The following is a 24,269-nucleotide window of genomic DNA, read 5'->3' on the forward strand; positions in this document are numbered from 1 at the left end:
AGGAGAGCAAATTCGCCAGTAAAAAAGTGCGCTTTTTTTAGTCAGCGCGATCGTTACCGGTAAACAGGCGACCATCGCGCACCAGCTCGCGCGGATAGCTGTTTTTCAGGCGCGAACCCACTTTCTTTGCCAGTCCCAGCGGGTATCCCTGGTACGTCACCACGACATCATCCTGAGAAGGGGGGGCTTCTGGGTACACATCGCGGCCCCGGTACCACTCTTCAGCTTCCTGATGCGTCAGCGCGAACGTATTTTCACTGCTGGCAAGCGCAATGACCGCCTCGTGCTGCCAGCGATACCCTTTGTTATGTACTTCCGCCAGGCGGATCCCGATTCGGGAAAAACGGACTTTGCCGATAAGCGGCTCAATGTTCGCCGGGAAAAGCCAAATCTCTTTATCACGCTGCCAGAGGTGGAGATCGTCGTTCCAGATCAGTCCGGCTTTGCGGGCCGCGGTGGTGACCTGCTCTGTTTCACGGCCTTTCAGCGGTGTGAAGGGGAAATTACCGACCTTAAATTTTGGTGCAGGCAGCGGGGTGATGGCGGCAGTTTTACGCAGACGGGCGACAAAAAAACCTTCGCAGTCATAAATTTGCGGGAAGACGTGGAGGAAACCTTCCGGGGTGATGGCGTCTTTGGCCGAGGCAAACAAATCATCCAGTGGCAGAAACTCAACCGCATCGGGGTATTGCGCTTGCAGCCACAGGCAGACCTCTTCGTTTTCATCACGGTTTAATGTGCAGGTGGAGTAAACCAGCGTGCCGCCCGGACGCAGGGCATGAAACGCGCTGTCAATCAGTTCGCGCTGCGTCGCGGCGATATCGAGATTGCTTTCGACTGACCAGTTTTTTAAGGCATCGGGATCTTTGCGTACCACACCTTCACCGGAGCAGGGCGCATCCAGCAGAATGGCGTCAAATGTTTCCGGCAAGGCGGTGCCAAACACGCGACCGTCGAAATGTGTCAGAGCGACGTTCTGAATGCCGCAGCGGCTGATGTTGGCATGCAGTACCTTGACGCGGCTGGCTGAAAACTCATTGGCAAGAATGGCCCCGCGGTTAGCCATGCGGGCGGCAATCTGCGTGGTTTTTGAGCCGGGGGCGGCAGCGACATCCATGACCCGTTCAGGGGCGTTGCCATCGGCAAACAGCGCAGCAACCGGCAGCATTGAGCTGGCTTCCTGAATATAAAACAGGCCGCTCAAATGCTCGGCGGTACTGCCCAGCGGCAGTGATGCTTCGTCCTCCCGTTCGATCCAGAAACCCTCTTCACACCACGGTACCGGCATAAGCTGCCAGTTGTAGGGGGATACCAGCGAAAGGAAATCGGCGACGCTGATTTTCAGCGTGTTGACGCGAATACTTCGGCGTAACGGTCGCTGACAGGCGGCGATAAAATCATCTAACGAGAGGTGAGAAGGAAGCGCCTCGCGCATCTGCGCCAGGAATTGTTCAGGAAGATATACGGAGTTTTGAGCCACGGGCACACCACAGGGAAAAGTTCAGGTGCGCAGTGTAACATAAAGGCTCCGGCGCGTTGACACCGGAGCCCTGAGATTAACGCGGCAGGGCGGTTCCCCACTCGCGCCACTCTTTAGGTTCGCTTTCGAGCAGCAGGAAGTGTTTGCCCGGCTGTGCTTTTGGCGCCAGCGGTGTACCCGGCGGCGTGGCAAAAGCAATACCACCACGAATAAACTGGTTAAAGGTGCCGGTTTTCACCACACCACCCGTCAGGCCGAAGTCCAGCGAATAGCCGGAGGCCAGCCAGAACACCGAGTTATTCCGCACCAGATGCTGGTAACGATCGCTGATGCGTAACGCCACCATCACGCGGTCGGAGAGGGTCCCGAGCGTCAGGCCGGTCACCGTTCCCACTTCAATACCGCGGAACAGGACTGGCGTGCCGATGCTAAGCGAGCCGGCTTCCGGTACCTCCACCACTATGCTCAGACCATCAAGATAGCGCGAGTCGGTGATGGTAGCTTCCTGCAACTCAAAATCACGACGCGCGTTGCCACGACCGGGTTCGACGTTGATATACGGCTGCAGGATGGTGTCGAGATGCTCGACGCCTGCGGCCGAGATCTGCGGCGTTACCACCGAGAAACGCGAGCCTGTCCGGGCGAACGTCTGCACATATTCCGGATAAAGCACCGCGGTGGCCTGCACTTCGTTACGTGCGGTGATCAGCGTCAGCTTCTGGATCTGTCCGATATCAATGCCCAGGTAGCGGATGGGCATTCCTTCCGCCAGCTTTCCGGCGTCGAAGGCATGCAGGGTAATTTGCCCGCCAACCGCACGTGCAGCGGTTTCTGACGGGAAGAGGATGCGCTTGTCACCCTTGCGCATATTGCCGCCTGCGCCGGGCAGATTATCAAAGCTAATCGCCCCGCGCAGCGCGCGGGAGAGCGGGGAAGCCTGCACGGTCAACCCGCTGCCGTTAAGCTGAACCTTTGCTCCACCTTCGGCCCAGAAGACGCTGTTTGGCGTAAGCAACTTGCGATATTCCGGCTTGATGTGCAGTTCGATATCAAAGGCGTCTGCATGTGGGCGAACGGTGATCACTTCCCCAACCTCAAACTTGCGATACAGCACGACCGAGCCTGCCTGTACGTCCGGCAGCGTCTCCGCACTCAACGTCAGCGTGGTGGTCGGCAGATCGCTCAGGCTGTTTTCAATGGCTTTATCCAGATTGGCATACAGCGGATAACTGTCACGAACAGGGCCTTTATTGCCAGGCAGGATGCGGATCCCGCCGTTCACCCACTCGCTGGCACTGGCGCCGAGAAATTCAACGCCGTCCAGCCCGACCTTGACGTCAACGCGGCTGTTAACCACGAATTTGCTGTCGCCATGCACCAGGTTGCTGTATTGCGGATCGATTGCGACGGAGAAGCTCACCCCGTTTTCCGACAGCGTACGCTCCAGCACCTGACCGACCTGCACGCCGTGTAAGATCAGCGGCTGACCGGCTTCAATACCGTAGCTTTCCGGCGCATTCAGCGTAATGGTCACCACGCCGGGTTTTTGCAGCAGGGCTTTATCCGCCGGGGCAACCACAAAGGTGTTGCTGGGCTGGCCTTCGCCGGGGATCAACTCGAAGGTACTGCCTGTCAGGAGGCTGCTGATGCTGGCATCACTCAGAGACAGTTTCGGGCTGCGCATTTCAATACGCGTTTTCTCGCGCAGAAGATCCACTACGCTTGGGTCAACCGTCATCTCCCCGGTTACGGAACCGCCCGGATTGAGCGTCATTTTGGTGAGCTGACCGACCTCCAGCCCCTGATACATCAGCGGCGTAGAACCGGCTTTTAACCCTTTGGCATCAGGCAGAGCAAGTTTGACGATCACCCCACGCTGGCTATGTGCCAGGTCGGCATACAATCCGAACGTGTCATCTGCGGTGGCAGGGCTGGAATTTTCCGGGGAGTCAAAGGCAATCGCGCCATTGACCAGCGCGGCCAGGCTTTCAAGCTTCACTTTCGCACCGCTGAGGCTTACGTCAGCATCCACGCCGGACACATTCCAGAAACGGCTGCCTTTTTTCACCAGATTGGTAAAGCGACGCTCGATTAACACATCGATGGTCACGCCCTGCTTGTTGGGGTTGATGGCGTAATCGTAAACCCGGCCCACCGGGATTTTACGGAAGTACACCAGCGAGCCGCTGTTCAGTGACCCTAAATCGGGTGCCTGCAGGTGGATCATCAGATCCCCGTTATTGAGGCGGTATTTCGGCTGTGTATCAAGCGCAACAAAGTGATCATGCGGTTCACCTTTACCCGGCATCATGCCGATATAGTTCCCGCCAACCAGCGCATCCAGCCCGGACACCCCGGCCAGAGAGGCCTTCGGCGTGACCAGCCAGAACTGCGTTTCGCTGCGCAGCGCGTCCTGCATATCGGATTTGATGCTGGCCCGTACCTGAATTTTATTCAGCCCTTTTCCAAGGGAGATATCCTGCACGGTACCCACTTCCACCCCCTGGAAACGCACGGGGGTACGTCCGGCCACAATGCCGTCGGCGGACTGGAAATCAATGGTGATGGTGCTTCCGCGATCTTCATAGCTCGTCCAGATAAGCCAGCCTGCAATCATCAGGGCGATGACAGGCAGCAACCAGAATGGCGAAATGCGGCGTTTTGTTTTAATTCTCGCTTCAGTCGGCGAAGCGGGGGTTTCCTGACTCATGTGCATCCCAAAGTAAGCGGCTATCCAGCCATTCCACAGCAAGAATAGTCAATATCACCGCAGAGCCGAAATAAAAAGCTGCGGGTCCCATTGTAAAAGCAAGTAGCTGGTCGCGGTTAATCAGCGACATCATCAACGAAATCACGAACAGATCCAACATCGACCAGCGGCCAATCCAGGTGACAAAGCGCAGGAGCAGGATACGGGTACGTAACCCTTGCTCACATTTAAAGTGAATGCTGATAAGCAGGGTAAACATCACCACCACTTTGGTAAACGGCACCAGAATACTGGCGATAAACACAATTGCCGCCACCCCTACATTGCTGTGCGCAAGAGAGATAATGCCGGAGAGGATGGTATCTTCCTGGCGTGCACCATTCACGTAAATAATGGAAATCGGCAACATATTGGCAGGGATCAGGAATACCAAAGAGGCAATCAGTGCGGCCCAGCACTTTTGCAGGCTGTTGTTGCGCCGCAGCCTCAAAGGAATATGGCAACGTGGACAGCGGCCGCGCGCGTCAGGCAGCCCGGTGTAGTGGCAACCCAGACAGACCCGGAGGTTTTCATCCGGGCGTGTGGCAGGGCGCTGAGGGTAAAAACGTTCCCAGAGTTGCTCAACGTTCAGATGGATTAACGTCAGGATACTGAGCAATACCAGACAGATAAACGCAAAGAGTCCGACGCCTGGCTGCAGAAACGCGTAGTCCTGTACTTTGATTGACGCCACGGCGACACCCACAAGATAGATATCCAGCATGACCCACTCTTTGAGTTTATCCAGCATCAGCAACACCGGTCGCAGGTTCATCCCCAGAATATTGCCGAGCCATAGATAGGCAATCGCCGCAACCAGGACCAGCGGCGCGCCAACGGTGCAAAAAAGCACCATGGCTGCGGTCACAGGATCGCCCTGGCGCGTCATTTGCCAGATCCCCTGCAGCACGTTGGCATCAATACGCACGCCGAGCAGGTAGAGCTTCAATAGCGGCTCGCTCCAGGCAAAAGGCATCAACAGCAACATGGTGACTGCCATGGCGGCGAGGCGGGTTAATGACCAGTCGCGCCCGTCACGAATTTTGGCATCGCAGCGGGGACAAAAGGCGCTTTGATGCGATTTCATCTTCGGCAACATAAAAAGCGTATCGCACTGGGGGCAACGCTGATAATGTGCACGAGGCAAAGCTTCGCTTACCGTATGGACAGTTATCTTTTTTGTCGGCGTGATTTTGGTTGTTTTTAAGGCCATCGGTTGCGCACAAATAAGTATTGTTGAACGTTATATTAACTCATGAACGGATTCATCTTGAGCATGAGCGCATTTAATGCTTATTTTAATAGGCTATGCGGTAATTTTGTAAGACAACTAAGTGATTGAAGAATGAACAAAACAGAATTCTACGCGGATCTGAACCGCGATTTTAAGGCATTGATGGCGGGTGAGACCAGCTTCTTAGCCACTCTGGCAAATACAAGTGCATTACTCTTTGAACGTCTGACCGAGGTAAACTGGGCCGGTTTTTACCTTCTTGAAGGCGAAACGCTGGTGCTGGGGCCTTTCCAGGGGAAACTCGCCTGCGTGCGTATCCCTGTGGGACGCGGCGTATGCGGAACGGCTGTCGCCAAAAATGCGGTGCAGCGTGTAGAGGACGTTCACGCGTTTGACGGTCACATCGCCTGCGATGCCGCCAGTAATTCTGAAATCGTGCTGCCGCTGGTGGTAAAAAATCAGATTATTGGCGTTCTGGACATCGACAGTACGGCCTTCAGTCGCTTTACAATCGAGGACGAACAGGGGCTGCGCGAGCTGGTGGCGAATCTGGAAAACGTTCTTGCAGCAACCGATTATCAAAAATTCTTTGCGAGCGTCGCAGGATAATCAACGGATAACGTAGCATTTACTGATAGCGTCATTATAATGACGCCTGTTCATGCCTGCGCTTGTTGGCAACGTCCGTTGTAATCAGGAAATTTCATGGAAAATCAACCTAAGTTGAATAGCAGTAAAGAAGTTATCGCATTTCTGGCCGAGCGTTTCCCACAGTGCTTCAGCGCTGAAGGTGAAGCTCGTCCCCTGAAAGTCGGTATTTTTCAGGATCTGGTGGCACGCGTTGAGGGGGAAATGAACCTCAGCAAAACTCAGCTGCGCTCCGCCTTACGTCTTTATACTTCGAGCTGGCGTTACCTGTACGGTATCAAACCGGGCGCGACCCGTGTGGATCTTGACGGCAACCCATGTGGTGAGCTGGACGAGCAGCACGTAGAGCACGCGCGTAAGCAGCTAGAAGAAGCCAAAGCACGCGTTCAGGCACAACGTGCAGAACAGCAGGCGAAAAAACGCGAAGCCGCTGCGGCAAACGGCCAGGAAGAAGCGCGTCGTCGTGAACGTAAGCCGCGTCCTGCACCGCGTCGCAACGAAAATAACGATCGCAAACCGCGTGCTGACAAACCAGCTGCTAAAGCCCCTCGCGCACCTCGTGAAGAGCAGCGCCACACTCCGGTTTCAGACATCAACGCCCTGAGCGTGGGTCAGGCACTGAAGGTAAAAGCGGGCAACAATGCAATGGACGCCACCGTACTGGAAATCACCAAAGATGGCGTTCGTGTACAGCTGACTTCTGGTATGTCAATGATTGTACGCGCAGAACACTTGTTGTTCTGAAACGGAGGCCAAGCCTGGCATGAACACTTTTTTTAAGCTCACCGCGCTGGCGGGCCTGTTTGCCATAACAGGTCATGCTTTCGCAGTGGACGATATTACGCGTGTTGATCAAATTCCGGTTCTCAAGGAAGAGACGCAGCACGCGACGGTGAGCGAGCGTGTGACGTCACGTTTCACCCGTTCGCACTATCGTCAGTTCGATCTCGATCAGGCCTTTTCGGCCAAAATCTTCGACCGCTATCTGAACTTGCTGGATTACAGCCATAACGTACTGCTCGCCAGCGATGTCGAGCAGTTCGCAAAACGTAAATCCGACGTTGGTGATGAGCTGCGTTCCGGCAAGCTGGATCTGTTCTACGATCTGTATAACCTGGCACAAAAGCGCCGTTTTGAACGTTATCAGTATGCGCTGAAAGTGCTGGAACGTCCGATGGACTTCACCGGCAACGACACCTTTAATCTGGATCGCAGTAAAGCGCCCTGGCCGAAAGACGAAGCCGAGCTGAACGCGCTGTGGGACAGCAAAGTGAAGTACGACGAACTGAGTCTCAAGCTCACTGGCAAAGATGAGAAAGAGATCCGTGACACGCTGACGCGCCGTTACAAGTTTGCCATTCGTCGTCTGGCACAAACCAACAGCGAAGATGTTTTCTCGCTGGCAATGACTGCCTTTGCCCACGAAATCGACCCGCATACCAACTATCTCTCCCCGCGTAACACCGAACAGTTCAATACCGAAATGAGCCTGTCTCTGGAAGGTATCGGCGCGGTGCTGCAGATGGACGACGATTACACTGTGATCAACTCCATGGTCGCGGGTGGCCCGGCATCAAAAAGCAAAGCGATAAGCGTAGGCGATCGTATTGTCGGTGTAGGCCAAACCGGGCAGAACATGGTGGATGTCATCGGCTGGCGTCTGGACGATGTGGTTGCGCTGATCAAAGGTCCGAAAGGCAGCAAAGTTCGTCTTGAAATTCTGCCTGCTGGGAAAGGCACCAAAACCCGTATCGTTACCCTGACCCGTGAGCGTATTCGCCTTGAAGACCGCGCGGTGAAAATGTCGGTGAAAACCGTCGGTAAAGAGAAGGTGGGTGTACTTGATATCCCTGGCTTCTACGTAGGGCTGACCGATGATGTGAAAGTGCAGTTGCAGAAGCTTGAGAAGCAGAACGTCAGCAGCGTAATCATCGATCTGCGCAGCAACGGAGGTGGCGCGCTGACAGAAGCCGTTTCTCTGTCTGGCCTGTTTATCCCGTCTGGTCCGGTGGTGCAGGTACGCGATAACAACGGTAAAGTCCGTGAAGATGCCGACAATGATGGCGTGGTCTACTACAAAGGCCCGCTGGTGGTGCTGGTCGATCGCTTCAGTGCGTCAGCGTCTGAAATCTTTGCCGCGGCAATGCAGGATTATGGCCGCGCGCTGATTGTTGGCGAGCCGACCTTTGGTAAAGGTACCGTTCAACAGTATCGTTCCCTGAATCGTATCTACGATCAGATGCTGCGTCCGGAATGGCCTGCGCTGGGCTCTGTCCAGTACACCATTCAGAAGTTCTACCGTGTGAATGGCGGCAGTACGCAGCGTAAAGGCGTGACGCCAGATATCATGATGCCGACAGGCACGGAAGAGACGGAAACGGGCGAGAAGTTTGAAGATAACGCGTTGCCGTGGGACAGCATCAATGCCGCGACATACGTGAAAGCCGGTGATATGACGCAGTTTGGTCCGCAATTGCTGAAAGACCATAACGAGCGCATCGCGAAAGATCCTGAATTCCAGTACATCATGAAGGACATTGCGCGTTTCAATGCTCTGAAAGAAAAAAGGAATATTGTTTCTCTGAACTACGCTCAGCGTGAGAAAGAGAACAATGAGGATGACGCAACGCGTCTGGCGCGTATCAACGATCGCTTCAAACGTGAAGGCAAGCCTCTGCTCAAAAAACTGGACGATCTGCCTAAAGATTACCAGGAGCCGGATCCGTACCTGGACGAGACGGTCCATATCGCGCTTGACCTGGCGAATCTGGAAAAAGAGAAGCCCGCCGAGCAACCCGCTCCGGCTAAATAATCTCCCAACAGGCACAAGAAATTGTGCCTGTTTCTTTTTGTTCTGCATCCTTCCGTCAGGCAGATTTCCAATTGTGTAAAGTTGTGTCTTTCTGGTGACTTACGCCCGCCGTATGCTTGAAAATAGCCACAATACCCATACGATGTGGGTAATCGCATAGTGCGTTTTGTTAAACTGAGGTTAAAAGAAAATTATGATGCGAATCGCGCTCTTCCTGCTCACCAACCTTGCGGTGATGGTGGTTTTCGGGCTGGTGCTAAGCCTGACAGGAATTCAGTCGAGTAGCGTTCAGGGTCTGTTGATTATGGCGCTGCTGTTTGGTTTTGGTGGCTCTTTTATTTCACTGCTGATGTCGAAGTGGATGGCGCTGAAGTCGGTAGGTGGTGAGGTTATTGAACAGCCGCGTAACGATATGGAGCAGTGGCTGATGAATACGGTGGCTCAGCAATCTAAGCAGGCCGGGATCGCCATGCCGCAGGTTGCCATTTACCATGCGCCGGATATTAATGCCTTCGCCACGGGTGCCCGTCGCGATGCGTCACTGGTTGCGGTGAGTACCGGGCTGCTGCAAAACATGAGCCGTGACGAAGCCGAAGCGGTTATCGCGCACGAAATCAGCCATATCGCGAACGGTGACATGGTGACCATGACGCTGATTCAGGGCGTGGTGAACACCTTTGTTATCTTTATTTCCCGTATTCTGGCGCAGATTGCGGCTGGCTTTATGGGGGGTAACCGCGATGAAGGTGAAGAGAGCAACGGTAACCCGCTGATCTACTTCGCGGTATCGATGGTTCTGGAGCTGGTGTTCGGCATTCTGGCCAGCATCATCACCATGTGGTTCTCCCGTCACCGTGAATTCCACGCGGATGCCGGCTCTGCGAAACTGGTAGGTCGTGAGAAGATGATTGCTGCCCTGCAGCGTCTGAAAACCAGCTACGAGCCGCAGGAAGCGAACAGCATGATGGCATTCTGCATCAACGGTAAATCAAAATCGTTAAGCGAGCTGTTTATGTCTCACCCGCCGCTGGATAAACGTATTGAAGCGCTGCGTAGCGGGGAATACCTGAAGTAACGCTGAAGGTTGAACATGAGCCGGGCTGGAGGCAACTCCACCCGGCTTTTTTTATGCCTGCACGCTGGGCTGAGTGACGCGCAGGCCGCTGACGATCGCGGCAAGGGTGGCCAGTGTGCCTGCGGTAATGAGCGCAAGGTGATTACCGTTTTGCCCGGCGAGGTTAAACATCAGGGCGACCAGTGCCGCACCGGTGCTTTGTCCAAGCAGGCGAGCGGTACCCAACATGCCACTGGCTCCTCCGCTGCGATGGCGCGGTGCGGAGGTGATAATGGTGTGATTATTCGGCGACTGGAACAGGCCAAAACCGGCTCCGCAGAGGATCATGCGCCAGATAATATCCAGATCTGTGGGTGACGACGGAAGCAGTGCCAGCGCAAACAGGCCTGCCGCCATCACCGCCAGCCCCAGCGCGCCCAGTAATCCTGCATGTACGCGCTCTATGAGATAACCTGCCAGCGGTGCCATCACCATCGTCGCCAGCGGCCACGGGGTGAGCAGGAGTCCGGTCTCCACTTCAGAACGTCCTATTACGCTCTGCAGGAAGAAAGGCAGAGAGACAAGGGCCAGCATCTGGGCGCAGAACGAACAAATTGACGTGCATATTGAGAGTGAAAACAGGGGAATACGTAGCAGATCGACGGGCAGTAACGGCACCGGTAACGAGAGCTGGCGGCGAACGAAGAAGACGCCAATCACCAGCAGGGCAGCGATTTCTGTGGCGGTCAGCCAAATGGACTGACCCTGCGCAAAGCCGCTCAGGGCTGTAATCAGCAGGCCAAAGGTCAGCGCATTCATCACCGCACTGGCGATGTCAAAACGGGGCATGGTGCTTTTGGGGCCGTTCCCCGGCAGATAGCGCAGGGCAAAGAAGAGGGCAATAATACCCAGCGGTACATTGATGGCGAACAGCCATTGCCATGAGGCGACAGACAGTATGGCCGCCGCAATGGTCGGCCCGGCCGCCGAAGATACTGCCACAATGAAGGAGTTAATCCCCATTCCCCGTCCCAGATGACGTTGGGGATAAATTAAGCGGATCAATGCGGTATTGACACTCATCAGTGCCGCACCACCAAAACCCTGCGCAATGCGTGCCAGCGTCAGAGTATGCAGCGAATCAGAGAGGGCACAGAACAGCGAGGTCAGGGTAAACACCGCCAGCCCGCACTGATAGACCCGTCGGTAGCCGAACATATCCCCCAGAAAAGAGAAGGAGAGCAATGACACCACGATCGCTATCTGATAGGCGTTAACGATCCAGATAGAGCTGGCGGGTGAGGCATGCAGATCGCTGGCAATGGTGGGCAAGGCAACATTGGCAATTGCGCCGTCGAGTACGGCCATCGAAATACCGATGATAATCGTAGCGATAGCGCCATACCGCTGGGGTAAAGGCAGACCATCGGGCAGTTTTTTTTCCATGGTGAATAAATAGCTCAGTGTGAAATTATTCTCAAGGTAACTATTTTAGCACCGTTAACAGCGCTTTATGTCGCAGATTTGTAACGAAGTAAACGCGGATTGATTGCAGCAGGCATGACGGGAATTTATAATAAAAACCGGTTCTGATTTTTATAAAACACTCTCTATGAGGTGATGAATGGCAATTGCAGATTTGGATAAACAACCCGATTCTGTTTCTTCCGTGCTGAAGGTGTTTGGCATCCTGCAGGCGCTCGGAGAAGAGCGTGAAATTGGTATTACAGAATTGTCGCAGCGTGTGATGATGTCGAAAAGCACCGTTTATCGCTTTTTGCAAACCATGAAGTCACTGGGGTATGTTGCGCAGGAAGGCGAGTCTGAAAAATATTCTCTGACGCTGAAACTGTTCGAATTAGGTGCCCGTGCGCTGCAAAACGTTGACCTGGTGCGTAGTGCAGATATCCAGATGCGTGAGCTCTCTCGTCTGACCAAAGAAACCATTCACCTGGGTGCTCTGGATGAAGACAGCATTGTTTACATCCATAAAATTGACTCAATGTATAACCTGCGCATGTATTCCCGCATTGGTCGCCGCAATCCGCTTTACAGTACCGCTATCGGTAAAGTGCTGCTGGCCTGGCGCGACCGTGAAGAAGTGAAGCAGATTCTGGATGGGGTGGAGTACAAACGCAGTACCCAGCGTACCATCACCAGCACGGACGAACTGCTGACGGTGCTTGATAAGGTACGTGAGCAGGGCTATGGCGAAGATAACGAAGAGCAGGAAGAAGGGCTGCGCTGCATTGGTGTGCCGGTATTTGACCGCTTTGGTGTGGTGATTGCGGGCTTGAGTATCTCCTTCCCGACGCTGCGCTTCTCAGAAGAACGTCTGCATGAGTATGTTGCTATTCTTCATACCGCCGCGCGTAAGATTTCTGAGCAGATGGGCTATAACGCGTATCCGTTTTAACCCCTCTCAGCATAAAAAAACGCCGCAGACATTGCGGCGTTTCTTATCGGTCGTAAAAAAGGGTAATTAACCGTTATCAATGACGACAGAAGTTTTACGCAGAACCGGGCAGTTGGTTAAACCGATGATCCCGCTATCAGAATGCAGGTACTGGGCGGTGCTCATTCCCTGGGCGGTCAGGTATTTACACTGGATACCTAATCCAGCTGCGTTTTCGGTGCTCCCCACAAGCACGCCATATCCGGTTAATAAAAGGCCAATCCATACTACGGCCAGTGCAATAATTGTTCGAATGATTAAATGCATCATTGCCTCTTTATCTTTGTTGTCATGCCTCAAGACTAAACGGTTTACTCTATGAAACAAGTGCATGATTCTGAAAAGGGCTTACAGGCGTTACAGTTAGTCCTTGTTTAAGATAACCGTGATAACCTGTATGCAACAGGTGTTAAGACGGAGTGTGGAGTGAAAAAAATACGCTGGGTAATTCTGGTTATCGTGCTGATTGCATGCGTGGTGTTGTGGACGCAGACGATCAATGTGATGTGCGATCAGGATGTACAGTTTTTTAGCGGCGTTTGCGCAATCAATAAGTTTATTCCGTGGTAACAGGCATTTTTTCTTAAGGTGATTTCCTTCCTTCGCGCCAGTGGTAAAATGCGTGTTTTTATTGAGGTGGTGAAATGGGTGAGTTACTGAATTCAGGGCTGCTGAATATGGCATCCCTGATAGTTTCTGTCGTTGTTTTGCTGGTGGGACTTGTCATCTGGTTTTTCGTGAACCGCGCGAGCTCCCGGACGAACGAGCAGATCGAACTGCTGGAAGCGCTGCTCGATCAGCAAAAGCGTCAGAATGCGCTGTTACGCCGTCTGTGTGAGGCTAACGAACCGGAAGAGAAAGAAACGGCGAAAGAGGCTGCTGCGGAAGAGAGCGACGACAAAGACGACTTTATCCGTCTGGTGGCAGAGCGTTAATCTTTCTGACCTGGGAGGTGGTTGTGGTCTGGAAAAATCCCTGGTATGACCCCTCCCTGAAACACCACACCCCGAACGGTTTTCAGAATACCCAACCTGGTGGGCATCAGCCCGGTGACCTTGATCGCTGGCGTAAAGCGCGTAAAGAGGCCGGTTTGCCTAAACCTCCGGCACTCGGTTATGAGGCGTTTATCCACCAGTGGTGGCAACCTGTCGCGCTAAATCAACCCCTTGAAGATGGGGTATGGTGGCTGGGGCATGCGAGTATGCTGCTGCAAATGGACGGCAATACTCTTCTCACCGACCCGGTGTTTTCCCGACGCGCCTCTCCCGTACCGTTCCTGGGGCCCCTGCGCAGAACGCCTCCCGCTCTCTCTGTGGAACAACTCACGCAGCTTGATGCAGTGGTTATCTCCCACAATCATTACGATCACCTTGATGATGCGACCATTCGCCGTATCCTGAAGCGCTTTCCCGACGTCAGTTTCTTCGTGCCGTTAGGACTTGCACAGTGGTTTCGCCGCCGGGGAGCAAGGCGCATCGTTGAGCTCGACTGGTGGCAGAGTATCACCTGGCAGGGGATAACCCTGACCGCCGTTCCGGCACAGCACTGGAGCATGCGAACATTCTGGAACCGCAATCGCTCTCTGTGGTGTGGCTGGGTCTTTGAGGGGCGACACCGCCGTTTCTGGTTTAGCGGCGATACGGGCTACTCTCCGGAGCTGCTTTTGATCCCGGAACGATTGGGCAAGATCGACGCCGCCGCGTTGCCCATTGGCGCCTATGCACCAAGATGGTTCATGGCGGTACACCATATGGATCCGCAATCTGCCGTCGCATTGTGGCAGCAGCTGGGGAGTCCCTTAGCTTTTCCCATTCACTGGGGCGTGTTTGAACTGGCGGATGAATCACTTGATGAACCTGTCAGAGAGTTAACTGACGCGCTTGTTAATTTAGCACCGGTTAATAATTCCTTCAGGATACTGAAAATTGGTGAATATTTATCCTTGTAAGCGAAGCGATGATTTGTTGCATATATTCTGCTATTAAAGCCACATATCTAATGTTTTATTTTTATCGAAACGTTTTGCTTGCCTTCTTTTGAGGCAGAGTCATAAAAATTTCATTATTTTGGTGCATAACGTTTTTATTATCTGGTGATTTTTAACTCAGTTGCGCTGGGCTTATTAGCTGTGTATTTTCTTTGTAACAATACAGTTGCGTTACAATGATTTGAGCATAACTTTTCACAAAATGTTCTAAATCAATCACTGTTTCCGGCTTTCTTTCGTAGGTTGCTGGACGCATTGTAATGATTGAGCTATGTTAAAAAAGTCTTTGATTACAGCGGGTGTGAAAGCAACGTTGAGTCTGTATAAGGACGAGAATCGGTTTGTATGCGGTAAGCATAAATGTGCAAATCCTTACAGGCTGTGTTCGAATTTGTGCGGCGGATCGAGACATGTTTAAAAATGGCTTGCCATATTAAACATAGTGTGTGATAACACGTTTTGGGTCAAACGAGGTACAGTTCTGTTTATGTGTGGCATTTTCAGTAAAGAAGTCCTGAGTAAACACGTTGTCGTTGAATACCGCTTCTCTGCCGAACCTTATATTAGTGCCTCAAGCAGTAATGTCTCAGTTTTATCTCAGTCAATGCCTGCGGGCTAAGAAAACACTCTAAGGAATTTTGCAAATGGCAAAGATTAAAGGTCAAGTTAAGTGGTTCAACGAGTCTAAAGGTTTTGGTTTCATTACTCCTGCTGACGGCAGCAAAGACGTGTTCGTACACTTCTCTGCAATCCAGGGTAACGGCTTCAAAACTCTGGCTGAAGGCCAGAACGTTGAGTTCGAAATTCAGGATGGCCAGAAAGGCCCAGCTGCAGTTAACGTAACTGCTATCTGATCGAACCGCTGCTGACTGAAGCGCGTAGCACTTCAATCTCAGACATAAAGCCTCGCAAACGCGGGGCTTTTTTATATGCCTTATCTTTCAAAATATTACCATCCCTGTCTCTGTTAGTACCTTGTTGCAAAGCTACGAGATTATTAGCACTGTTTTCCCCCCTCCACAGCGGCTTTTCCCGTTAAATCAGGGCGTTGTTCAACAGCCCTGGGGTTCAGGTGAAGAAGAAAATGATACCGAGTGCCGGCAGTTTCACCCCGGCACGTTTTGCTCTGCTCTGTTTTGCTATTTTTTGCAGCCTGGCATTTTTACTGGGACGCGTTGCCTGGCTGCAGATTATTAAACCTGACAATCTGGTAAAACAGGAAGATATGCGATCGCTGCGTGAGGTGGCGATTGATGCACCGCGTGGCATGATCATGGATCGTGAAGGCCGTCCGCTGGCGGTGAGTGTGCCCGTCAGGGCCGTCTGGGCCGATCCCAAAACGGTGCTGGCAAAAGGTGGGGTTGGGTTTGATGACCGCTGGCAGGCGCTGGCCAGTGCGCTGCATCTCTCCCTCAGCACGCTGGCATCGCGTATTAACAGCAATCCACAGGGGCGCTTCATTTACCTTGCCCGTCAGGTGGATCCTGCTCAGGCGCAGTGGATCGATAAACTCAATTTGCCGGGCATCAACCTGCGCGATGAGTCCCGGCGTTTTTATCCGGCAGGCCATGTGGCCGCAAACCTTATTGGTTTCACCAATATTGATGGCCAGGGCATTGAAGGCGTAGAGAAGAGCTTCAACGCGCAACTTATGGGTAAGGCCGGAGTCAGGCAGGTGAGGGAAGACCGCTATGGGCACGTGGTGGAAAACCTGACGGAAGTGGCGCCGGTACCCGCACATAATATCCAGTTGAGCATTGACGAGCGGCTGCAAACCATCACCGAGGACGCGCTTGATAATGCGGTGGCCTGGAATAAAGCCGAGTCGGGTGCATCGGTCCTGATCAATATCCCCACAGGGGAAATACTCGCCATGGCGAGCTATCCCGATTTCAACCCAAACAACCGTGAAGGTGCAACGTTAAACGATTTTCGTAATCGTGCCATTAGCGATACCTTCGAACCCGGCTCCACCGTTAAGCCGCTGGTTCTGATGACGGCATTGCAGCAGGGGCTGGTGCAACCGGACAGCGTCATTGATACCCATCCGTATACCCTTGACGGTCACCGTATCCGTGATGTGGGTTACTATCCGGAACTGACGATGACCGGGATCCTGCAAAAATCGAGCGACACCGGTGTATCCCGTCTCTCTCTGGCGATGCCCATCCAGCATCTTATCGATACCTACCGGAACTTTGGCTTTGGCACCAATACCGGGCTGGGTTTAACGGGCGAAAGCTCAGGGTTACTGCCGCAGCGTAAATTCTGGAGTCAACTCGACAGGGCAACCTTTGCCTTCGGCTATGGCCTGATGGTGACGCCCCTTCAGCTGGCCCATGTCTACGCCACCATTGGCGGGTATGGGCTTGAGCGTCCGCTCTCGATCACCCGTATCGATCCGCCGGTGATAGGCCACAGAGTCATGCCAGAAGAGATTGCCCATGAAGTGGAACACATGATGGAAAGCGTGGCGCTTCCGGGCGGCGGAGGGGTTAAAGCCGCGGTACGGGATTACCGTGTGGCGGTCAAAACCGGTACAGCGAAGAAGATTGATGACAGTGGCAAGTACGTCGATAAGTATGTCGCCTATACCGCAGGCGTTGCGCCTGCCAGCGACCCGCGTTTTGCGCTGGTGGTAGTCATAAACGATCCGCAGAACGGTGCCTATTATGGTGGTGCCGTTTCAGCGCCCGTTTTCAGTGAGATCATGGGGAATGTGCTGCGCCTGGAGAACGTGAAACCGGATGGCTTGCCGGCTGATTCCGGCCACCTTATCGTCATGCATTAACCCAGGCGTTTTATAACGGGGCGAATAGCGGTACACTTCGCCCTTTGATTTATGCCCCGGAGTTGTCATGCCCTTCAGTTGCCCCCTTTGTCACGCGCGCCTGACGCGTTCTGAGAAAAGTTATGCGTGTCCGCAGGGACATCAGTTTGATATGGCGAAAGAGGGGTATGTGAATCTTCTGCCGGTACAGCATAAACGCTCCCGCGATCCGGGCGACAGCGCAGAGATGATGCAGGCGCGACGTGCCTTTCTGGATGCCGGACATTACAAGCCGCTAAGAGAGAGTGTCGCTCAGCTGCTGGACCACACGCTGACGCAGAGTGCCTCCGCTCTGCTGGATATCGGCTGTGGTGAAGGGTATTACACCGCAAGGTTTGCCGAGATTGCCGCCGGGAAGGGCGCGCAGACGACGGGTCTGGACGTGTCGAAAGCGGCGATTCGCGCAGCGGCAAAACGCTACGCGGGGGTGATGTTCTGCGTGGCCTCAAGCCACCGGCTGCCGTTTGAAGATGCCAGCATGGATGCCGTTGTGCGTATTTATGCTCCCTGTAAGGCAGAAGAGCTGGCCCGGGTGGTAAAACCCGGCGGCTGGGTGATAACCGTCACGCCTGGACCACGTCATCTGATGGAGCTGAAAGGGCTGATTTATGACGAGGTTCGCCTGCATGCTCCCCATTCAGAACAACTGGCTGGTTTTGTGCTCAGGCAGGAAGAAACCGTAGCGTATGAGATGGATCTGAAAGGGGATGAAGCCGTGGCGTTACTGCAAATGACGCCGTTTGCCTGGCGGGCAAAACCGGCTGTCCGGGAGACGCTGGCTGCACAGGCCACGTTTCGCTGCCAGACGGATTTCAGCATCCACTGCTGGCAGCGCGAAGGTTAACCCGCGAAGTGTACCCAGAGAATTTGGGCACCAATACCGATTAACACGATCCCGCCCAGGATCTCGGCTCGCTTACCCAGCAGCGGGCCGATAAAACGGCCAACCATCATGCCCAGGGTGGACATAATCAGTGTGGCGCAACCAATGGCCAGCGCGGTGGCAATGATATTCACCTGCAGGAAGGCCAGACCAACACCGACGGCCATCGCGTCAAGGCTGGTGGCAATTGCGGTGGTGACCAGCAGCCAGAAACCGTGGCGGTGCTGAGGCTCTTCATCTTCATCGCTGTTGCCACGGAATCCTTCAATCACCATTCGTCCGCCGAGGAACACCAGCAGGACAAATGCAATCCAGTGGTTCCACTCCAGCACCAGCTGGCTGGCCAGCATACCCAGGCCCCAGCCGATAAGCGGCGTCAGCGTTTCGATAGCACCGAATATCAGACCTGTGCGCAGCGCTTCAGAAAATTTGGGTTTGTGCAGAGTGGCGCCTTTACCGATGGAAGCTGCGAAAGCATCCATGGACATGCCGAAAGCGAGAAGAATGGTGGCGGAGATGTTCATACAAGCGTCCAGACCGGGAGATATCCATATGACACATCACTGCCCCCAGTAAACAGCAGTTGATGTATCTATGGTCTCGCCTGACCGTCGCACAATGATGTGCAGAAAACGATCCGTACGCGCCACGTTTTTCAACGAGTATGTTGACACGTACATTTCCTGCGAACAGGAAATTAGCTACTCCCCAACGACGGGCGCAACCTTAACATATTTTGAGAATATAAAACAACAACGGTGGGCTATTATTTTATTGGGTTGTTGATAACGATTTTCATTTAGATTTAAGCGTGAATATATCGTTAATAAATAGAGGTAAATTAAAGAACGGAATATAGCACTGGCTATATTGTGTGCGCGAAAAGAAACACAAAATATAGCCAATGCTATAATTTTAACTTATTGAGTTTTAAGGAGTAATTTGTATATCTTTTCCAGGTCATCAATATTTTTAACCCGGATAAGCAGGCGGCGCTGTTCTAATTGCATGACCAGCACGCCATCTTCGGATAAATTCATCTCTTTAATGCGGTTATATTCTATCCATACATTGGCAAAGAAAAATCCGCGGCTTTTAAAAATGATTTTGGGCACGCGGATCCAGAACAGGTAGATCGCCATTAATGCCAGCGCACATAATAACCATGTGGTTAATATTGCACCATGACTGGTCACGTTATTGTAAATAAGAATGGCAACGAGGCCCGCGAAGATAAACGCATCAACGCGCCCGCGTCGCAAAAGGGGAAGGGTTAGCAGCGTCTCGCCGTGGCGGCGGGGCATGATGAACTCGTCATAGATGGCGTAAGCAAGAAGGGCAACAATAAACAAAACCAGTACGATATCCGTGACAGTCATTCATCCTCCAGATAAAAAAACCGGGGGCAAGCCCCCGGCAGTTAATGCACGTTCTTACAGACCCAGCAGGCCGACAGCGTAGCCCGCGATACCGATGACGAAGAAGCCAACGATGATCCACAGTGGGTTGACTTTCTTACGCAGCAGCCACATACAGGCGAAGGTCAGCAGCAGCGGCACCAGGCCAGGCATCAGTTGGTCGAGGATGGTCTGCACGGTGGTGACACGGGTTTGCCCATCCTGTCCGGTGATGGTTGAAAGCACCAGTGGGATGTTCACGTGCGTCCACTTGTTAACCAGTGCCCCCATCACAAACAGGCCGAGGATTGACGCCCCCTCAGTCAGTTTTTGCAGGAAGCCGCCGCCCATATCTTTAACGATATCCACCCCTTTACGGTAACCGTACGCCACGCCGTAGTAACGGGTCAGCAGACGCACCGCATTGAACAGGATGAAGAACAGCAGTGGACCGAGCAGGCTGCCGCTCATCGCGATACCCGCCCCCAGCGCGGCAAAAACCGGGCGAACCGTACCCCAGAAGATCGGGTCACCTACGCCTGCCAGCGGCCCCATCAGACCGACTTTGATACCGTTGATGGCACCATCGTCAATCTCTGCGCCGTTTGCACGCTGCTCTTCCATCGCCAGGGTAACGCCCAGAACCGGAGCTGCTACGTAAGGATGGGTGTTAAAGAATTCCAGGTGACGCTTAATCGCCTGACGACGTGCTTCGTTGTTCTCCGGATAGAGGCGTTTGATCGCCGGTACCATGGAGAAGCAGAAGCCCAGGGCCTGCATACGTTCGAAGTTCCATGAACCCTGAAACAGGTTAGAACGGATGAACACGCCACGAATATCACCCGGAGTGAGTTTCTTCTCAGGGGTAGTTTTAGTCATATCAACCATTTCGCTCACCTGTTAGTCCAGTTCGTTATCGAGATCGTTATTACCAGCAGCCTGCGCTGGGGCACCCGCAACGCGGTTATATTTCGGGCTGAGCTGGATGTAGAGAATCGCCATCACCGCACCAATCACACCGAGAGCAACCAGGTTGAAGTTGGTGAAGGCGGCGGTCACGAAGCCCAGGTAGAAGAATGGCATCAGGTAGCCTGCGCGCATCATGTTGATGACCATCGCATAACCGACCACCACGATCATCCCGCCGGCGATGTTCAGACCGCTGGTAACCACTTCAGGGATCGCGTTGAGCATGCCCTGAACTTCGCTGGTCCCCACGGAGATTGCGACGATAACGGCCGGAATAGCGATACGCATCGCCTGCAGGAACAGGGACGAGACGTGGATCCAGGAGAGCGCCGTAAGATTGCCGTTTTCGGCCGCCTTATCCGCCGCATGCTGGAAAGCCACGGTGATAGTACGAACGATAATGGTCAGTACCTGGCCTGCCGCGGCCAGCGGAATAGCCAGTGCGATACCGGCACCAATGCTTTGATGACCGGCAATAACCAGCACGGTCGAAATAATGGACGCCAGCGCGGCATCGGGCGCAACTGCCGCACCGATGTTCATCCAGCCGAGGGCGATCATTTCCAGGGTACCACCGATGATGATACCGGTTTTCATATCACCGAGAACGGCACCAATCAGCGTACAGGCCACCAGAGGACGGTGGAACTGAAATTCATCAAGTACGGATTCCATACCCGCAATACACGCGACGATGAACACCAGCACAATCTGAAGAGTGGTAATCTCCATTGTACTTCTCCTATTGCATAAGCTTTATGTGAAAAACCGGCGCGGGCTTATTTCCCAACTTTGCCGATCAAATCCATCATTTTCAGTTTCGGGTCCGTGGAAACCTTACGGGCTTCCAGTTCAATACCGCGAGCATTCAACTTGTTGAATGCCTCGATATCCTTCGCATCGACTGAAATCGCGTTGTTGACCTGCGTTTTGCCCTGACGGAATGCCATACCACCAATGTTAACGGAGGTGATTTTCACGCCGCCTTCAACAATGCGCTCGACGTCTGTCGGGTTAGTGAACAGAAGCATGACGCGTTCACCGGCATATTTCGGGTTGTTGTAAACGCGGATCATCTTGGCGACATCCACCACGTGCGCGGTAACGCCCGGAGGAGCAACCTGGGTGAGGAGAGTTTTACGCACTGTGTCGGCGGCTACTTCGTCGCTGACCACGATAATGCGTCGAACGTTGGTCTCTTTTGTCCAGCGCGTGGCCACCTGACCGTGGATCAAACGGTCATCGATACGCGCAAGGCCGATAACCATGTAATCGTTCGGGCCCATGGGTTTTGCGGGTGTTGCGGCTTTTGGCGCTGCGGCAGCTACCGGAGCGGGTTTCTCAACCGGCTGCGCCTTCAGTGCTTTCACGCCTTCGCGGCCGGTTTCGACAGCCAGGGCGACCAGCTCATCAAAACCCGGATTGTCGTCGCGTGCCATGAAGGTTTCCACCAGCATCGGGATATTGACCCCGGCGACAACTTCATAATGCTCTTTATCGACGACAATGCGGCTGGCAGCGTTGAACGGACTGCCTCCCCATGTATCAACGAGAAACAGCACGCCTTTGCTGGTATCCAGCTTCGACAGTTGAGCCGTGTATTTCTCAATCAGCGTCTCGGCGTTTTCACCGGGAACGAAATCGATCCAGCCGACGTTTTCCTGCTCGCCCAACAGCATCTCTGCTGTTTTGAGTAGCTGCTCTGCAGCCCAACCATGTGTGCCTATGACAATAGCAATGGTCACTTGCTACCTCCTTTTATTATCATTAATACGTCTGCCAGACAGACGTACTGAGAATCGTATTGGCGAACCGAATCGATTCAGATAAGGGTTAGAGTTAAAAAGCTAAGACTTCCGCGAATTATTTTAGATAGTGAAAAAATAATTTATGTGATGAAGATCCGTAATTTAGGTTTCGAAAATCAGAAATTACTCAACACATATTTCGCCTTTTCGCGTTTTTGCAAAGGAACGTAAATCTTTGCTAAAAACCTATTGTCTCTGATATGTTTAGCCTCCGTTTAAATGATCAGGAGTATAGGGCTACAGCCCACTATATGGACCGTCACCGACGTCAGTCATCTACCAGGCCACTTCGCGCCTTTTTCACCGGCGATCCTCGCCACGTATCGACTCTGTTTGCCTCTGTTTTGCCCACGTTGAGTGGGGCACCGTTTTGTCATTCCTTTAGCAGGAGCTTGTCATGGAATTCTTAATGGACCCGTCAATCTGGGTGGGATTACTCACGCTGGTGGTGCTGGAGATCGTACTCGGCATTGATAATCTGGTGTTTATCGCCATCCTTGCAGATAAACTGCCGCCAAAACAGCGTGATAAAGCGCGTCTGATCGGCCTCTCGCTGGCCCTGGTCATGCGACTGGCGCTGCTGTCCGTCATTTCGTGGATGGTCACCCTGACGAAACCGCTGTTTACCGTCATGGATTTCACTTTCTCCGGCCGCGATTTGATCATGTTGCTCGGGGGGATATTCCTGCTGTTTAAAGCCACGACAGAGCTGCACGAGCGGCTGGAGAACCGGCAGCACGATGATGGTCATGGCAAAGGCTATGCCAGCTTCTGGGTAGTGGTGCTGCAGATCGTGGTGCTGGATGCCGTCTTCTCGCTCGATGCGGTGATCACGGCGGTGGGTATGGTGAACCATCTCCCGGTGATGATGGCGGCTGTGGTTATCGCCATGGCGGTTATGCTGCTGGCGTCTAAACCGCTGACCCGCTTTGTGAACCAACATCCGACGGTCGTGGTGCTGTGTCTGAGTTTCCTGCTGATGATTGGTCTGAGCCTGGTTGCGGAAGGCTTTGGTTTCCATATTCCGAAAGGCTACCTGTACGCCGCGATTGGTTTCTCGATCCTGATCGAACTCTTCAACCAGATTGCACGCCGTAACTTCATCAAGCAGCAGTCTAATCAACCGCTGCGTGCCCGTACGGCGGATGCCATCCTGCGTCTGATGGGCGGTCGCCGTCAGGTGAATGTGCAGAGTGACACCGAGAACCGTAACCCGGTTCCGGTGCCGGAAGGGGCGTTTGTGGAAGAAGAGCGTTATATGATTAACGGCGTTCTCTCCCTGGCCTCCCGTTCACTGCGTGGCATCATGACCCCGCGCGGCGAGATAAGCTGGGTGGATTCCCGATTGAGCGTTGATGAAATTCGTCAGCAGCTGCTCTCTTCGCCGCACAGCCTGTTCCCGGTGTGTCGCGGTGAGCTGGATGAGATCATCGGTGTCGTGCGCGCCAAAGAGATGCTGGTCGCGCTGGAAGAGGGCGTTGACGTTGAAGCCATCGCCGCCGCATCGCCGGCTATCGTGGTACCGGAAACGCTGGACCCGATCAACCTGCTTGGCGTACTGCGTCGTGCCCGCGGTAGCTTCGTGATTGTCACCAACGAATTTGGTGTGGTGCAGGGGCTGGTCACGCCGCTGGACGTGCTGGAAGCCATTGCCGGTGAATTCCCGGATGAGGACGAAACACCGGAAATCGTGGCTGATGGTGAAGGCTGGCTGGTGAAAGGTACCACTGACCTGCACGCGCTTTCGCATACGCTGGGGCTGGAAAACGTGGTCAACGATGAAGAAGACATTGCCACTGTTGCCGGTCTGGTCATCGCCGTGAACGGGCAGATCCCGCGCGTGGGCGATGTGATCGAACTGCCACCATTGCACATCACCATTGTTGAAGCCAACGACTATCGCGTTGATATGGTGCGTATTGTTAAAGAGCAATCCGTGCACGACGAAGATGAGTAAGTCTTC

General features: G+C 53.5%; 23 protein-coding genes and 1 pseudogene. 14 read left to right on the forward strand and 10 right to left on the reverse strand.

What is annotated here, in order from left to right:
- Nucleotides 1–37: 37 nt before the first annotated feature.
- From rsmF to yebS, 3 genes are all read right to left on the reverse strand, one after another.
- The gene (rsmF, locus tag ACTJJI_RS12855) at nucleotides 38–1,480 is read right to left on the reverse strand and encodes a 16S rRNA (cytosine(1407)-C(5))-methyltransferase RsmF (RefSeq protein WP_440654323.1); all 1,443 of its coding nucleotides are present in this window, start codon (nucleotides 1,478–1,480) and stop codon (nucleotides 38–40) included.
- Nucleotides 1,481–1,556: 76 nt separating this feature from the next.
- Nucleotides 1,557–4,190 carry an MlaD family protein gene (locus ACTJJI_RS12860; protein ID WP_440654325.1) on the reverse strand — a complete coding sequence of 878 codons (2,634 nt, stop codon included), beginning with the start codon at nucleotides 4,188–4,190 and terminating at the stop codon, nucleotides 1,557–1,559.
- A complete protein-coding gene (yebS, locus tag ACTJJI_RS12865) occupies nucleotides 4,159–5,442 on the reverse strand; it encodes a membrane integrity lipid transport subunit YebS (RefSeq protein ID WP_440654327.1) in 1,284 nt (427 codons plus the stop codon). The genes ACTJJI_RS12860 and yebS overlap by 32 nt, the downstream gene beginning before the upstream one ends.
- Nucleotides 5,443–5,574: 132 nt before the next feature.
- Between yebS and ACTJJI_RS12870 the strand changes: the two genes are divergently transcribed.
- From ACTJJI_RS12870 to htpX, 4 genes are all read left to right on the forward strand, one after another.
- The gene (locus ACTJJI_RS12870) at nucleotides 5,575–6,072 is read left to right on the forward strand and encodes a GAF domain-containing protein (protein ID WP_047360901.1); all 498 of its coding nucleotides are present in this window, start codon (nucleotides 5,575–5,577) and stop codon (nucleotides 6,070–6,072) included.
- A gap of 96 nt (nucleotides 6,073–6,168) precedes the next feature.
- Nucleotides 6,169–6,855 carry an RNA chaperone ProQ gene (gene proQ, locus ACTJJI_RS12875; protein WP_440654330.1) on the forward strand — a complete coding sequence of 229 codons (687 nt, stop codon included), beginning with the start codon at nucleotides 6,169–6,171 and terminating at the stop codon, nucleotides 6,853–6,855.
- Between the two features lie 19 nt (nucleotides 6,856–6,874).
- Complete coding sequence (prc, locus tag ACTJJI_RS12880) at nucleotides 6,875–8,923, forward strand: carboxy terminal-processing peptidase (protein ID WP_046888046.1); 2,049 nt, start codon at nucleotides 6,875–6,877, stop codon at nucleotides 8,921–8,923.
- A 193-nt stretch (nucleotides 8,924–9,116) separates the two neighbouring features.
- The gene (htpX, locus tag ACTJJI_RS12885) at nucleotides 9,117–9,998 is read left to right on the forward strand and encodes a protease HtpX (RefSeq protein WP_010432647.1); all 882 of its coding nucleotides are present in this window, start codon (nucleotides 9,117–9,119) and stop codon (nucleotides 9,996–9,998) included.
- Between the two features lie 51 nt (nucleotides 9,999–10,049).
- Here the strand turns inward: htpX and ACTJJI_RS12890 are convergent, their stop codons facing one another.
- Nucleotides 10,050–11,423, reverse strand: coding sequence for an MFS transporter (locus ACTJJI_RS12890; protein WP_083021485.1), 1,374 nt, complete (start codon nucleotides 11,421–11,423; stop codon nucleotides 10,050–10,052).
- Nucleotides 11,424–11,601: 178 nt separating this feature from the next.
- Here ACTJJI_RS12890 and kdgR point away from each other — a divergent pair, with 178 nt between their 5' ends.
- Nucleotides 11,602–12,393: a DNA-binding transcriptional regulator KdgR gene (gene kdgR, locus ACTJJI_RS12895; RefSeq protein WP_013096122.1), complete on the forward strand. Its 792-nt coding sequence runs from the start codon at nucleotides 11,602–11,604 to the stop codon at nucleotides 12,391–12,393.
- Between the two features lie 66 nt (nucleotides 12,394–12,459).
- Here kdgR and ACTJJI_RS12900 read toward each other — a convergent pair whose 3' ends face one another.
- On the reverse strand, nucleotides 12,460–12,699 hold the full coding sequence (locus tag ACTJJI_RS12900) for a YobH family protein (RefSeq protein WP_013096123.1): 240 nt from the start codon (nucleotides 12,697–12,699) through the stop codon (nucleotides 12,460–12,462).
- Between the two features lie 159 nt (nucleotides 12,700–12,858).
- On the opposite strand from ACTJJI_RS12900, the gene mgrB reads away from it, so the two are divergent.
- From mgrB to rlmA, 7 genes and pseudogenes are all read left to right on the forward strand, one after another.
- Nucleotides 12,859–13,002: a PhoP/PhoQ regulator MgrB gene (gene mgrB, locus ACTJJI_RS12905; RefSeq protein WP_013096124.1), complete on the forward strand. Its 144-nt coding sequence runs from the start codon at nucleotides 12,859–12,861 to the stop codon at nucleotides 13,000–13,002.
- 74 nt (nucleotides 13,003–13,076) lie between these two features.
- On the forward strand, nucleotides 13,077–13,367 hold the full coding sequence (locus tag ACTJJI_RS12910; RefSeq protein ID WP_440654333.1) for a YebO family protein: 291 nt from the start codon (nucleotides 13,077–13,079) through the stop codon (nucleotides 13,365–13,367).
- A 23-nt stretch (nucleotides 13,368–13,390) separates the two neighbouring features.
- Nucleotides 13,391–14,380, forward strand: coding sequence for an MBL fold metallo-hydrolase (locus ACTJJI_RS12915; RefSeq protein WP_440654335.1), 990 nt, complete (start codon nucleotides 13,391–13,393; stop codon nucleotides 14,378–14,380).
- A gap of 526 nt (nucleotides 14,381–14,906) precedes the next feature.
- Nucleotides 14,907–15,051, forward strand: a pseudogene (locus ACTJJI_RS12920) (DUF2627 domain-containing protein).
- Between the two features lie 12 nt (nucleotides 15,052–15,063).
- Nucleotides 15,064–15,273, forward strand: a complete 210-nt coding sequence (gene cspE / locus ACTJJI_RS12925) for a transcription antiterminator/RNA stability regulator CspE (protein ID WP_001062678.1) — start codon at nucleotides 15,064–15,066, stop codon at nucleotides 15,271–15,273.
- A 230-nt stretch (nucleotides 15,274–15,503) separates the two neighbouring features.
- Complete coding sequence (gene ftsI / locus ACTJJI_RS12930) at nucleotides 15,504–17,210, forward strand: peptidoglycan glycosyltransferase FtsI (protein WP_440654337.1); 1,707 nt, start codon at nucleotides 15,504–15,506, stop codon at nucleotides 17,208–17,210.
- Nucleotides 17,211–17,277: 67 nt separating this feature from the next.
- Nucleotides 17,278–18,093: a 23S rRNA (guanine(745)-N(1))-methyltransferase gene (gene rlmA / locus ACTJJI_RS12935; protein WP_013096129.1), complete on the forward strand. Its 816-nt coding sequence runs from the start codon at nucleotides 17,278–17,280 to the stop codon at nucleotides 18,091–18,093.
- Here the strand turns inward: rlmA and mntP are convergent.
- From mntP to manX, 5 genes are all read right to left on the reverse strand, one after another.
- Nucleotides 18,090–18,656 carry a manganese efflux pump MntP gene (mntP, locus tag ACTJJI_RS12940; RefSeq protein ID WP_440654339.1) on the reverse strand — a complete coding sequence of 189 codons (567 nt, stop codon included), beginning with the start codon at nucleotides 18,654–18,656 and terminating at the stop codon, nucleotides 18,090–18,092. The two genes, rlmA and mntP, sit on opposite strands and share 4 nt — an antisense overlap.
- Before the next feature lie 396 nt (nucleotides 18,657–19,052).
- Nucleotides 19,053–19,511, reverse strand: coding sequence for a DUF986 family protein (locus ACTJJI_RS12945; RefSeq protein WP_014832369.1), 459 nt, complete (start codon nucleotides 19,509–19,511; stop codon nucleotides 19,053–19,055).
- 54 nt (nucleotides 19,512–19,565) lie between these two features.
- Nucleotides 19,566–20,417, reverse strand: coding sequence for a PTS mannose transporter subunit IID (locus ACTJJI_RS12950; RefSeq protein ID WP_440654341.1), 852 nt, complete (start codon nucleotides 20,415–20,417; stop codon nucleotides 19,566–19,568).
- A 12-nt stretch (nucleotides 20,418–20,429) separates the two neighbouring features.
- Nucleotides 20,430–21,230 (reverse strand): PTS mannose transporter subunit IIC, encoded by an 801-nt coding sequence (manY, locus tag ACTJJI_RS12955; protein WP_003859914.1) that lies wholly within the window; start codon nucleotides 21,228–21,230, stop codon nucleotides 20,430–20,432.
- A 47-nt stretch (nucleotides 21,231–21,277) separates the two neighbouring features.
- Complete coding sequence (gene manX, locus ACTJJI_RS12960; protein WP_014832367.1) at nucleotides 21,278–22,243, reverse strand: PTS mannose transporter subunit IIAB; 966 nt, start codon at nucleotides 22,241–22,243, stop codon at nucleotides 21,278–21,280.
- A 314-nt stretch (nucleotides 22,244–22,557) separates the two neighbouring features.
- Here manX and ACTJJI_RS12965 point away from each other — a divergent pair, with 314 nt between their 5' ends.
- Both ACTJJI_RS12965 and yoaE read left to right on the forward strand, forming a co-directional pair.
- Nucleotides 22,558–22,716 carry a protein YoaL gene (locus tag ACTJJI_RS12965; RefSeq protein ID WP_373692672.1) on the forward strand — a complete coding sequence of 53 codons (159 nt, stop codon included), beginning with the start codon at nucleotides 22,558–22,560 and terminating at the stop codon, nucleotides 22,714–22,716.
- Nucleotides 22,704–24,263, forward strand: coding sequence for a CNNM family cation transport protein YoaE (gene yoaE / locus ACTJJI_RS12970; protein ID WP_014832366.1), 1,560 nt, complete (start codon nucleotides 22,704–22,706; stop codon nucleotides 24,261–24,263). The genes ACTJJI_RS12965 and yoaE overlap by 13 nt, the downstream gene beginning before the upstream one ends.
- Nucleotides 24,264–24,269 lie beyond the last annotated feature (6 nt).

The organism is Enterobacter sp. 22466 (assembly GCF_052044775.1).
Classification (GTDB): Bacteria; Pseudomonadota; Gammaproteobacteria; order Enterobacterales; family Enterobacteriaceae; genus Enterobacter; species Enterobacter dissolvens.